General features: G+C 41.6%; 15 protein-coding genes. 11 read left to right on the top strand and 4 right to left on the bottom strand.

Translation table 11 applies throughout. From position 1 onward, the window contains the following. Nucleotides 1-11: 11 nt before the first annotated feature. Nucleotides 12-158, bottom strand: a complete 147-nt coding sequence (locus ACP69X_RS13175) for a hypothetical protein (RefSeq protein WP_167364625.1) — start codon at nucleotides 156-158, stop codon at nucleotides 12-14. Between the two features lie 191 nt (nucleotides 159-349). Between ACP69X_RS13175 and ACP69X_RS13170 the strand changes: the two genes are divergently transcribed. After that, a complete protein-coding gene (locus ACP69X_RS13170) occupies nucleotides 350-532 on the top strand; it encodes a hypothetical protein (RefSeq protein ID WP_008342761.1) in 183 nt (60 codons plus the stop codon). A 34-nt stretch (nucleotides 533-566) separates the two neighbouring features. On the opposite strand, the gene ACP69X_RS13165 is transcribed toward ACP69X_RS13170, so the two are convergent. Continuing rightward, nucleotides 567-1,211, bottom strand: a complete 645-nt coding sequence (locus ACP69X_RS13165; protein WP_041086432.1) for a serine/threonine protein kinase — start codon at nucleotides 1,209-1,211, stop codon at nucleotides 567-569. Nucleotides 1,212-1,449: 238 nt separating this feature from the next. On the opposite strand from ACP69X_RS13165, the gene ACP69X_RS13160 reads away from it, so the two are divergent. The 7 genes from ACP69X_RS13160 (at nucleotide 1,450) to yajC (ending at nucleotide 6,467) form a co-directional block, all read left to right on the top strand. Continuing rightward, nucleotides 1,450-1,950, top strand: coding sequence for an intercompartmental signaling factor BofC (locus ACP69X_RS13160; protein ID WP_073979823.1), 501 nt, complete (start codon nucleotides 1,450-1,452; stop codon nucleotides 1,948-1,950). A 148-nt stretch (nucleotides 1,951-2,098) separates the two neighbouring features. Further along, nucleotides 2,099-2,704 (top strand): Holliday junction branch migration protein RuvA, encoded by a 606-nt coding sequence (ruvA, locus tag ACP69X_RS13155; RefSeq protein WP_024423144.1) that lies wholly within the window; start codon nucleotides 2,099-2,101, stop codon nucleotides 2,702-2,704. Between the two features lie 11 nt (nucleotides 2,705-2,715). Beyond that, complete coding sequence (gene ruvB, locus ACP69X_RS13150; protein ID WP_041086430.1) at nucleotides 2,716-3,720, top strand: Holliday junction branch migration DNA helicase RuvB; 1,005 nt, start codon at nucleotides 2,716-2,718, stop codon at nucleotides 3,718-3,720. Further along, on the top strand, nucleotides 3,713-3,913 hold the full coding sequence (locus ACP69X_RS13145; protein ID WP_012010741.1) for a DUF2905 domain-containing protein: 201 nt from the start codon (nucleotides 3,713-3,715) through the stop codon (nucleotides 3,911-3,913). The genes ruvB and ACP69X_RS13145 overlap by 8 nt, the downstream gene beginning before the upstream one ends. A 34-nt stretch (nucleotides 3,914-3,947) precedes the next feature. Continuing rightward, nucleotides 3,948-4,976, top strand: coding sequence for a tRNA preQ1(34) S-adenosylmethionine ribosyltransferase-isomerase QueA (gene queA / locus ACP69X_RS13140; protein WP_041086427.1), 1,029 nt, complete (start codon nucleotides 3,948-3,950; stop codon nucleotides 4,974-4,976). Between the two features lie 31 nt (nucleotides 4,977-5,007). After that, nucleotides 5,008-6,153: a tRNA guanosine(34) transglycosylase Tgt gene (gene tgt / locus ACP69X_RS13135; RefSeq protein ID WP_034321314.1), complete on the top strand. Its 1,146-nt coding sequence runs from the start codon at nucleotides 5,008-5,010 to the stop codon at nucleotides 6,151-6,153. Between the two features lie 47 nt (nucleotides 6,154-6,200). Beyond that, nucleotides 6,201-6,467: a preprotein translocase subunit YajC gene (gene yajC / locus ACP69X_RS13130; RefSeq protein WP_008360993.1), complete on the top strand. Its 267-nt coding sequence runs from the start codon at nucleotides 6,201-6,203 to the stop codon at nucleotides 6,465-6,467. 49 nt (nucleotides 6,468-6,516) lie between these two features. On the opposite strand, the gene ACP69X_RS13125 is transcribed toward yajC, so the two are convergent. Further along, entirely contained in the window at nucleotides 6,517-6,894 is a 378-nt protein-coding gene (locus ACP69X_RS13125) for a TIGR04086 family membrane protein (protein ID WP_039180321.1), read from the bottom strand. Between the two features lie 151 nt (nucleotides 6,895-7,045). Between ACP69X_RS13125 and ACP69X_RS13120 the strand changes: the two genes are divergently transcribed. Next, nucleotides 7,046-7,708, top strand: a complete 663-nt coding sequence (locus ACP69X_RS13120; protein WP_041086423.1) for a DUF421 domain-containing protein — start codon at nucleotides 7,046-7,048, stop codon at nucleotides 7,706-7,708. A gap of 1 nt (nucleotide 7,709) precedes the next feature. On the opposite strand, the gene spoVB is transcribed toward ACP69X_RS13120, so the two are convergent. After that, the gene (spoVB, locus tag ACP69X_RS13115) at nucleotides 7,710-9,260 is read right to left on the bottom strand and encodes a stage V sporulation protein B (RefSeq protein ID WP_047203350.1); all 1,551 of its coding nucleotides are present in this window, start codon (nucleotides 9,258-9,260) and stop codon (nucleotides 7,710-7,712) included. 116 nt (nucleotides 9,261-9,376) lie between these two features. Here spoVB and ACP69X_RS13110 point away from each other — a divergent pair, with 116 nt between their 5' ends. After that, on the top strand, nucleotides 9,377-9,673 hold the full coding sequence (locus ACP69X_RS13110) for a post-transcriptional regulator (RefSeq protein WP_003216788.1): 297 nt from the start codon (nucleotides 9,377-9,379) through the stop codon (nucleotides 9,671-9,673). Nucleotides 9,674-9,714: 41 nt separating this feature from the next. Further along, nucleotides 9,715-11,943, top strand: coding sequence for a protein translocase subunit SecDF (secDF, locus tag ACP69X_RS13105; protein ID WP_041086419.1), 2,229 nt, complete (start codon nucleotides 9,715-9,717; stop codon nucleotides 11,941-11,943). The last annotated feature ends 165 nt before the right edge of the window (nucleotides 11,944-12,108 follow it).

The following is a 12,108-nucleotide window of genomic DNA, read 5'->3' as shown; positions in this document are numbered from 1 at the left end:
GCGGGGTTTTATCAAACCGCTGAAAAGGCTTTTCTCAAAAGGTGAAAAAATGCCTTTGCTGCATATGCCATCATGTCCACACTCGGAATGAGAGCATCTGTTAAATGAAAAAAGACTGTTTTTCTTTCTGGAGATGTTCGTTTCTTTTTCTGCTTCATCAAGGGCAGCCTCCTTTTTCACTAATATACTTCTTTGCAGATATGAGAGATAGATATGTTGTGTGAATTTAAACAAAATTTAAACTTCTTGGGTTTGAATGGAAAGAAGGAGGGGAAACGAGTTGAATAGAGAATGAATGAAAAGAGCTGATCTATTTGACCAGCGAACAAGAAGAGTGGAAGGTGATCTTATGATGAAAGTATTTAAGGTAACATTTCATATGAACAATGGGGAAGTGCTTGATTTCGAGCTCAAACGTCCAGCTACCTATGATGTGTATAAAAAAATTGAAGAAGCCAATCATTGGTTTAAGCTGAATAATGAAATCATTAACCTATTAAACGTCAATAGTATCCATGTAGAAACAGAATAACAGCAAAAAGCCGCTCAAAAGAGAGCGGCTTTCGTTATGCAGAAAAATCATTTCGATTATTAAGCTGCCCGCGGGACAGCCAGTTCTTTTTATACAAATAAGCAATCACTTCAAGCCACAGACGCGGTGCTTTTTTAGGGAAAAAAGGTTTTTGGTAATAAGCATAAGCGGCTTTTAAATCATCCCATTGATGACATGCTTTCGTTTGCGTGAATCTGGCAACGTCAATGACTCTGATCCGTCCTTCTTTTGTTAAGATCAGATTGCGCAGATGGATATCAGAAGGATTCAATCCTTTCTCGCGCGCTTCCTCCAGCGCATCATCGACTTGATTGATCATTTGTTTTTTAATAGGAATTCCTTTTGTAAGGCATTCATAGAATGTGTATCCTTTAATATATTCCATTAAAATATACTGATCCCCAGACTCATAAATCTCAGGGTAGTAAGACGAACCAGAAAGTTTTTCGTAAATGGCAGCCTCTTTGCGGGCAATATGCTGATAAGAAGGGAAAAAGACTTTTAGTGCCATTTTCTTGCCGTCTTTTTTGTATAAGAAGACATAGGCACTTCTTCCTTTGCCGCACAGTTCAAGCTCTGCTGGTTTATAGGCAAGCTTATGAAAATGTTTCTCTTCATGATACTGAATCGATTCGGCTAATCTTTTGACATCTGACATTGACTTCACCTTCTTTGGTTTCAGTTTATGCGGCTGAAAAACGAATGATGAAAAAACGTGTCACTCGATAAAGCAATGGATTGTATAAAACATAACATTTACGAATGAAGGATACAACGAAAGACTCTTACCATACATTTGAATCATCGATTTGGTTAATGTTTAGAAAAATGGGTCAAACTACATATGTCATGCATCGATCTCATGTTCTAAAGAGGTGTAAATAGTGAAAGTGAAGATGAAATGTTTCGTTACAGGACTTATCATGACAAGTGTGCTTTTTTTCGCTGCGGATATGGAAGGGAAAGAACACTTGCAAAAGCAGTCAAACTCTATCACCGTCCAGCTTGAAAAAGTCTATCTAGACGGCGATGTGAGTATTGAAAGACACCGGGCATCATTAGAAGACAAAGACACATTCTGGGCGCAGTATAAAGGCTGGACGCTGGTAGAACAAAAAGAGGATTTTGCCCTTTTTAGAAAGCAAATTGATGATATCTCTCCATTAAGTAAAGCAAATGGATATATCGGATTATCAGAGGACGGTGTGATTTCTACGTTTCATGGAAGGCCTGACGGCTGGGCGGAGCCTATTCATCTCTTTTTTCAAATTGATACGTCCCGTTTAGAAAGTCATGTGGAAAAGCAGCTTGAGCAAGGCATTCCTTTTCGAACAAAGGATGAATTTGAGCATGTGCTTGAAGTCATGAAGCCTTACCGAAATGAAATATCGTTTTAAAGCGTGTAACAGCTTGCTGGTGTGAAGACCGCAAGCTGTTTTTCGTGGTTTCATGATAAAAATATACTGAGCGAACGTATGTTAACTTTTATTGCGGTTTTCTCTTCGATTTATGTTACAATGAAGAACAGTCAAAGAGGTGAAAACGGTGATAGAGTTTGTAAAAGGGACCATTGATTATGTGTGCCCGCAATATGTTGTCATTGAAAACGGCGGAGTGGGATATCAAGTCTATACCCCAAACCCGTTTATCTATCGAGTAAACAAACAAGAAACGATTTATACGTATCATTACATAAAGGAAGACGCATTTTCGTTATACGGTTTTCAAACACGAGAAGAAAAAGCGCTGTTCACAAAACTGTTAAATGTCACAGGAATAGGGCCAAAGGGCGCACTCGCCATTCTTGCTTCCGGTGATCCAGGCGCTGTCATTTCAGCGATAGAACGTGAAGATGAAGCGTTCCTGATTAAATTCCCTGGTGTGGGCAAAAAAACAGCACGTCAAATCATTTTGGATCTAAAAGGAAAACTTGCAGATGTGGTACCAGAAATGATTGGCAACTTATTTAATCACGAGGACCACATTCAGGTTGAAACGCAGCAAACTGCATTAGATGAAGCGCTTGAAGCCTTGAGTGTCCTTGGATACGGTGATCGTGAAATTAAAAAGGTTCTTCCATTATTAAAAGAAGAAAAGAATCTCACAACCGATCAATATGTGAAAAAAGCTTTACAAAAAATGTTGAAATAGGGTGATGTCTCATGGATGAACGGCTCGTCTCAACTGAAGCAGACAACCATGAATCAGCCATTGAGCAAAGTCTGCGGCCACAGACACTTAGCCAATATATCGGTCAGCAAAAAGTAAAGGATAATCTCAGCGTATTTATTGAAGCTGCCCGCATGAGGCAGGAAACGCTTGATCACGTCCTTTTATATGGACCTCCTGGACTTGGGAAAACAACACTTGCGTCGATCATTGCCAATGAAATGAATGTTCAGCTGCGTACAACGTCAGGACCAGCCATTGAGCGTCCTGGTGATTTGGCGGCCATCTTAACATCTCTTGAGCCAGGCGATGTATTGTTTATTGATGAAATTCACCGCTTGCAGCGCTCAATAGAGGAAGTGCTGTACCCAGCAATGGAGGATTTTTGTTTAGATATTGTCATTGGTAAAGGAGATACAGCACGCTCTGTACGGCTTGATTTACCGCCATTTACGCTTGTAGGTGCAACGACCCGTGTCGGGCTGTTAACAGCGCCGCTTCGTGATAGGTTTGGGGTACATGCAAGATTGGAATACTATGAGCAAAGAGATTTGGCTCACATTGTGGCAAGAACAGCCGAGCTGTTTGAGATTGGGATCGATATTCGCTCTGCCGAAGAGATTGCGAGACGTTCCCGGGGAACACCGAGGGTTGCCAATCGTTTGCTCAGAAGAGTAAGAGATTTTGCGCAAGTGCTTGGGAATCATGCTATTACGCAGGACATTGCAAAAGATGCCCTTGAGCGTCTTCAAGTCGACAGGCTTGGCCTCGATCATATAGACCATAAGCTGCTTTTAAGTATGATTGAAAAATTTAGAGGCGGTCCTGTTGGGCTTGATACGATCTCAGCGACAATTGGAGAAGAATCACATACGATTGAAGATGTGTACGAACCGTACTTGCTGCAAATTGGTTTCCTGCAAAGAACACCAAGAGGGCGGGTCGTCACAAGAGAAGCGTATGAACATTTTCAAATGGAGGTTCCGATTCGTGACTGAATTCCCTAAAATATTAATGATTTTAGGTGGTGTCCTTTTTGCCGCAGGATTAGTGTTTCAATTGGTTGGTAAGCTTCCAGGTGATATTTTTGTGAAAAAAGGAAATGTAACGTTCTTTTTTCCTGTCATTACATGCATTGTCATTAGCATCGTACTAACCATATTACTGAATATCTTTGGACGGATGAAATAACGTTAACTAGTTAACTACAGAATAGGTGAAGGAAATGAAGCTAGAACTATTTGATTTTGATTTACCAGAAAGATTGATTGCCCAAGTGCCGCTTGAAAAAAGAGATGCATCAAGACTGATGGTCTTAAACAAACAAACGGGTGCGATTACACATGATACATTCTCACAAATCATCGATTATTTTCAAAAAGGTGATTGTCTCGTTCTAAACAATACTCGCGTTTTGCCTGCACGATTGTTTGGGATGAAAGAGGATACAGGTGCCAAAGTTGAGCTGCTTCTCTTGAAACAAGAAGAAGGAGACAACTGGGAAACACTTGTAAAACCAGCGAAACGGGTGAAAAAAGGGACGGTTATCACTTTTGGTGATGGACGGCTCAAAGCGGTATGTACAGAGGAAATGGAACATGGCGGAAGAAAAGTCGAGTTTCAATATACAGGCATTTTTTATGAAGTGCTTGAATCCCTTGGTGAAATGCCGCTACCTCCATATATTAAAGAGCAGCTTGACGACCGTGAACGCTATCAAACCGTTTATTCAAAAGAGGTTGGCTCCGCTGCTGCCCCAACTGCCGGTCTCCATTTTACAACCGAGCTGCTGGATGCGCTGAAAGCGAAAGGTGTACACATTGCTTTCATTACGCTGCACGTGGGGCTTGGCACGTTTCGTCCGGTAAGTGCAGAACGTATTGAAGAACACGAAATGCACGCAGAGTTTTATGAAATGAATGAAGAAACAGCTGATGAGCTTAATCACGTTCGCAAAGAAGGCGGACGGATTATTTCAGTCGGCACAACGTCAACAAGAACGCTTGAAACCATTGCAAGTGCACACGATGGTGAGTTCAAAGCCTCAAGCGGCTGGACGTCGATCTTTATTTACCCTGGCTACACATTCAAGGCAATTGATGGCATGATCACAAATTTCCATCTGCCAAAATCCTCGTTAATTATGCTTGTCAGCGCATTAGCTGGACGAGAGCACGTACTAAAAGCGTACAATGAGGCTGTGAAAGAGGAATACCGATTCTTCAGCTTTGGCGATGCCATGCTGATTCAATAACATCATACAACAAAGACAGGAGGGCTCATTTTTGTCGCAATTACCGATACGTTATGAGTTCATTAAATCATGCAAACAAACAGGTGCTCGTCTTGGCCGCGTTCATACACCGCACGGCTCCTTTGAAACACCTGTATTTATGCCAGTAGGTACACTGGCTACGGTCAAAACAATGGCGCCTGAAGAATTAAAGGCAATGGATGCAGGCATCATCTTAAGTAATACGTACCACCTATGGCTTCGTCCAGGTCACGATATTGTAAAAGAAGCAGGCGGTCTGCACAAATTTATGAACTGGGATCGAGCCATTCTAACAGATTCAGGCGGATTCCAAGTTTTCTCATTGAGTGAATTTAGAAAAATTGAAGAAGAAGGCGTTCACTTCCGTAATCATTTAAACGGAGACAAGCTGTTCCTATCTCCTGAAAAAGCCATGGAGATCCAAAATGCACTCGGCTCTGATATTATGATGGCATTTGATGAATGCCCGCCGTATCCTGCAGAGTACGATTACATGAAACGTTCTGTGGAGCGGACAAGCAGATGGGCAGAGCGCTGTCTAACAGCGCACCAGCGTCCAGAGGATCAGGGGCTGTTTGGGATTGTCCAAGGGGGAGAATACGAAGAGCTTCGAAAACAAAGTGCAAAAGACCTTGTTTCACTTGATTTCCCAGGCTACGCCATCGGAGGCTTATCTGTAGGGGAACCAAAAGATGTGATGAATCGTGTACTTGAGTTCACTACACCATTTTTACCGGCAGACAAACCAAGGTACTTAATGGGTGTCGGCTCACCAGATTCCTTAATTGACGGCGCCATTCGCGGTGTAGATATGTTTGACTGCGTACTGCCGACGCGAATTGCAAGAAACGGCACCTTAATGACAAGTGAAGGCCGTCTTGTTGTGAAAAATGCAAAATATGAGCGTGACTTTAGACCAATCGATGAGAACTGTGACTGCTATACATGTAAAAACTATACACGCGCCTATATTAGACATCTCATCCGAACAAATGAAACGTTCGGAATTCGATTAACAACTTATCATAATCTTCATTTTCTGTTAAAATTAATGGAGCAAGTGAGAGAAGCTATCCGTGAGGATCGTTTAGGTGATTTTAAAGAAGAGTTTTTTGAGCGTTATGGCTTTAACAAACCGAATGCGAAAAACTTTTAACGCATAAACGAAAGGCTTTACAATGCTTTAGAAAGGGGTGAAATAGAATGGATGGTGGTATGGGTTCAATCATTATGATTGTTGTCATGTTTGCTGTGCTTTACTTCTTGTTAATCCGTCCACAGCAAAAGCAACAGAAAGCTGTGCGTCAGATGCAGCAATCTTTATCAAAAGGCGATAAAATCGTCACAATCGGTGGTTTACACGGTGAAATCGACTCAATTGATGAATCAAAAGTGGTCATCAAAACAAGCGAAAACAACCGTTTAACTTTCGATCGCCGTGCTATTAGAGAATTAGCTGACAAAGGCTAATCCTCCAATACATAGCCATAAAAAAAGAGCGATATGATCCGCTCTTTTTTTATTTGCCTCGAAGATTGACGCCAATCATTCCCCCCAGCATACAAATGCCTAAAAATGCCCCATGATAGATGAACTGCTCTGGTGAAAACGTTTTTCCAAACCCCAAATATTGAAATAAAAATACAGTGAGAGAAAAAATGATAGATGTGATCGCACCAATTAGCCAGCCGCGCTCCTTTGCTTTCCCTCCAGAAATGATGCCTCCTAATAACAGGGCAACAAAGGACAAAATCATAATCATCCATTTAAATGATGATTCCTGCATACTTGTGAATGTAAGCATGAGCGACACAAGTAAACTTGTGACAACCATCACGACAAAAATGGCAATTAATCCCGATAAAATGCCTTTTCCAATATGTTTTGTTTCTTGCATGTGATTTGTCTCCTCTCCAATTGACCGAAGCTTGTCTTTTACTAAAATGTATTCACAGTGGAGAAAAAATAGACATGTTTCAGACGTTTCTTTTCTACATAAATAAAGTGTTTTGACACAAGCTATGTTGGAGAAGGAGGGTTTACATCACATGCAGGAAATCTTGATCATTTCCATGAGAACCATCATTTTATATTTTCTTATTTGGTTTATCTTTCGCTTAATGGGCAAAAGGGAAATTGGCGAATTGAGTATTTTAGATCTAGTCATTTTTATGATGATTGCAGAAATTGCGGTTCTCGCCATAGAAGAAGTAGAGGATCACATGTTACATACGGTATGGCCAATCCTGCTGTTAACCTTCATTCAAATCACACTTGCCTACCTCTCATTGAAATTCCAAGGTGTCCGGCGTTTTCTTGACGGCAAACCGGCTTTGCTCATCATCAATGGGAAAATAGACGAGGGTGCAATGAGAAAACAGCGATACAATTTTGATGACCTGCTCATTCAATTAAGAGAAAATAACATCGACAGCATTCAGGATGTCTCTTACGCCATTTTAGAGCCGTCTGGAAAGCTCGCCGTTGTCGAAAAAGAAAACAAGCGCAAACATGCAGCGCTTGAGCTTCCACTTATTGCGGACGGTGTAGTGCAGCATGATCACCTTAAGCAAATCAATCAAAATGAACAGTGGCTGAAAGATGAGCTTGTTAAAAGAGGTTATCATGATATCGATCAAATCTCTTACTGCAGCTTTAATCAAAAAACATTTTATATAGATTTGAAAGATGAAGTGATCAAAGAGAGATGAGCTAAAACAGCTTCCCAATGAACGGGATGCGGCGCAGCTCTTCTCGTTTCACTAGTCCTAGGCAGATTAATAGAATGACATACAGCATGCACGTAACAAAGATGAGTGTTACAAGTTCAATAGGAGCAGAAAAGAGTCCGTTTACTTGAGACTTCAGCCAAAGGCTGACAGCCCCTGTACCGATAATCACAAGGACACATAGACCATATTCCTTTAATGGTAAATGAATAGGCAGCACCTTTCCAACAGTTGCCGCATGGAGCAGTGTGACAAGGATGATGCCGATTAAGATCGCAAGTGCTGCGCCCATAATGCCAAAGCCTGGCTGTGAAGCAAGGACAAAAATCATCCCTGTTTTCACAATTGCACCTATCAGGCTGTTGGTCATCGCCGCACCAGCTAAATTGAGTGCTTGAAGCACGGCTTGAAGGGGCCCCTGGAAGTAATATAGAAGGAAAAATGGCGCCATGAATTTCACATATATGGCCGCATGCGACGAACCATACATAAAGAGCGTTAAATCTTCTGCGTAAACGAAAAGAATAATACATGATATGCCTCCGCTGAGTAAACAAAGGCGCATCGCCTGTTTCAGCCGGTATTCGACCGTTTTACGCTTATTCTGCTCCATTCCTTCACTGATCGCTGGAACTAATGCAGTCGAGAGTGAATACGTAATAAAACTAGGCAGTGTCAAAAGGGTCAGGGCAAGACCGGTCAACTCCCCGTACTGCCTTGTCGCCTCAACAGCCGCATATCCAGCAATAGCAAGACTTTGCGCGACAACAATCGGCTCTAAAAACCACGAAATATTCCCGATAAAACGGCTGCCTGTTGTTGGCAGAGCAATGCTCATCAGCTGCTTAAATGTGTCCTTCCCGTCATGAATCGCCTTAAAAAATCGTTTTCGAATCCGAATGGTCTTTTTATAGCGGAAGGCGATCAGTAAGTAAGCAAGTGAAATCATCTCTCCAATCACAGATGACACCATCGCACCTGCTGCCGCAAATTCAATCCCGTAAGGAAGGAAAGCCGTTGTACATACCGCGACTAATGAAATTCTTGCGACCTGTTCCAGAACTTGAGACATCGCTAGCGGACTCATTTGTTGTCTGCCTTGGAAATAGCCTCTTAACACACTGGAAATGGCGATGACTGGTACGACGGGTGTAATGGCAAGCAGTGGATAGACCGTTCTAGGGTCTGTCAGCATATTTTCTGCCATGATGGGCGCAAACCATAAGAAGAGCGGCGTGAAAATCAGGCTGAGTGTTCCTGTTATCGCAAGGGACATGACCAGAATACGTTTTGTTTTCTGTTTGTCACCCCGGGCTTCTGCTTCTGCGACAAGCTTACTAATGGCGACAGGCAGTCCGAATTGCGTGAGCGTCACGGCTAGAAAAAAGGTAGGTGCAGCCATCATATAAAGCCCGACCCCTTCTTCGCCAATGAACCTTGCAATGACAATTCGATTGACAAAACCCAATATTCTCGTGATAAAACCTGCTAAAATTAAAATAATGGTCCCCTTTAAAAACGTTTGCTTCGTCAAATCACAGATCACCTGCCTTCTCAAACGACATAGAATCATATACAATAAGATATGCGTGTATATCGTCCAAGCATGACAAGTCTCTCGATAAAAAACTGAAAAGGGGGAGCTACGCAATGACACAACACCCAGCTGCTATTTACAAAGACCATTTAAAGCCTTTTCTGTTCAGTAAGCTTGAAGAATTCATCGTTTTGGGCTATAAAGATGTAGATTTAGAGGAATTATGGTCATACTTAGAGAATAAGAAGTGGAAGAAAAAACAAGAGTATCCGATTCATGAAATGGTTGCAGATATCTTATCTGTGAAAATAGGCGAATTTATGAACTATGCAACCGTTCAGTCGTTTAAAACGTCTGCTTTTTTGGACAGTGAAGATGGCAAGAATATGCTTGATGAACTGTTGAAATAAGCCATCTTAATGGATTCAGGTGTTTAAGGAGGAAATACATAATGAAAAAAGGGCGCATTCTTGCGTTTTTCTTAGTGGTTCTGTTAATCGGAACTGGCGTGGGCTTACTGACAAAGCCTGTTGCGAAAGATATGACGCTAGGGCTGGATTTACAGGGTGGATTTGAAGTCCTGTATGATGTACATCCAGTGAAAAAAGAGGACAAGATCACAAATAGTGTTCTCGTTAGTACAGTGGAGGCTCTTAACCGAAGAGCAAACGTGCTTGGTGTAAGTGAGCCGAACATCTCGATTGAAGGCAACAACCGTATCCGCGTGCAGCTTGCAGGGGTAAAAGATCAAAACAGAGCTAGGGAGATTCTTTCCACTGAAGCACAGCTATCCTTCAGAGATACGAATGATAAAGAACTCCTTAACGGGGCTGACCTAGTCGAAAACAGTGCAAAACAAACATTCAGTCAAACGAATGAGCCAATTGTGACGGTTAAACTAAAGGATGCGAAAAAATTTGGTGACGTCACAAGAAAAGTAGCAGCGATGGCACCAAATAATCAGCTTGTCATTTGGCTTGATTACCACAAAGGTGATTCCTTCAAAAAAGAAGTTTCAAAATCAAACCACAAGTATGTTTCTGCGCCTAATGTGAATCAAGAGATTAACAGCAGTGACGTACAAATTGAAGGGAAATTTACTGTCCAAGAGGCAAAAGACCTTGCAAGTATTTTAAATGCTGGGGCATTGCCAGTGAAATTAACTGAAAAGTACTCCACTTCAGTGAGTGCGCAATTCGGTGAACAGGCATTAAATGAAACTGTCTTTGCAGGGATTGTGGGAATTGCCCTCATTTTCTTATTCATGCTTTTTTATTACCGAATACCTGGTCTTATTGCTGTCATTACGTTATCAACGTATATCTATATTACCTTACAGGTGTTTGACTGGATGGGTGCTGTTCTGACACTTCCTGGAATTGCAGCGCTGATTCTTGGAGTAGGGATGGCGGTTGATGCCAACATCATCACATATGAACGAATCAAAGAGGAGCTTAAGCTCGGTAAATCTGTCCGTTCTGCTTTCAGGTCAGGGAACCGCCGATCATTTGCGACCATCTTTGATGCAAACTTAACTAGTATTATTGCAGGGGGCGTCCTTTTCTTCTTCGGGACAAGTTCTGTAAAAGGGTTTGCGACTATGCTGATCCTTTCCATTTTAACAAGCTTTATTACGGCTGTATTCCTATCAAGATTCCTTCTTGGTCTGCTTGTGGAAAGCCGCGCGCTCGATCGAAAGAAAGGCTGGTTTGGTGTCCGTCAAAAAGACATCATCGATATTCATGAAACAACAGAAAATACTGAACCAAAAACACCGTTTGATAAATGGGATTTTGTCAGCAAGCGAAAAGGTTTCATGATTTTCTCAGTAGCCATTACCATTGCGGGGATTATCGTCCTTTCGATTTTCAAACTCAATGCGGGTATTGACTTTGCAAGTGGTACAAGAGTAGACATTCAAAGTGACCATAAGCTGTCAACTGCTCAAATCGAGCAAGACTTTCAAAAATTAGATCTTGATACAGATAGTGTTGTGTTATCTGGTCAAAAAGAAAATCAAGCAGCGGCACGATTTGTTGGTGTGCCAAATAAAGAAAAAATTGCAGAAGTGAAAGATTACTTTAAAGATAAGTATGGAGCAGAACCGAATGTCAGTACGGTGTCTCCTACGGTTGGAAAAGAACTTGCACGTAATGCTTTATATGCCATCATCATTGCATCGATTGGGATCATTATTTATGTTTCCATCCGGTTTGAATATAAAATGGCCATTGCAGCGATTGCTTCCCTTTTATATGATGCATTCTTCATTGTGGCATTCTTTAGTATCACACGATTAGAGGTAGATGTGACCTTCATTGCGGCGATCCTCACGGTGATCGGGTATTCGATCAATGACACGATCGTAACGTTCGATAGGGTTCGTGAGCAAATGAAGAAACGTAAACCAAAAACGGTAGAAGATCTATCTTACATCGTTAACTTGAGTTTACAGCAAACCTTTACAAGATCTATCAATACGGTACTCACTGTCGTAATTGTTGTGATCGCACTGCTTATCTTCGGATCAGCGTCGATTACAAACTTCTCCACCGCCTTACTTGTCGGCTTATTAACAGGGGTGTACTCATCCCTTTATATCGCGGCACAAATTTGGCTGATGTGGAAAGGCCGTGAGTTGAAAAAAACAGCTAAGATAGATACAGATCAAGATATTTAATTAGAAAGACTGCCGAGAAGGCAGTCTTTTTCTATCTGATTTTCCCGAAAATAAGACGCTTTGAAAAAACATTTCGGGTTTCATTGATCTTAAAATGGTCTTTTGCTATAATGACATACGTTTAGATCAGTATAGAAAGCGGGTGTCTGTTTAGGGCATTTTGCT

It is taken from the genome of Bacillus sp. DC4300-2b2, from assembly GCF_049895685.1.
GTDB classification, from domain to species: Bacteria; Bacillota; Bacilli; order Bacillales; family Bacillaceae; genus Bacillus; species Bacillus safensis.
Note: the sequence above shows the minus strand (reverse complement) of the source record. Positions and strands in the feature narration are given on the sequence as shown.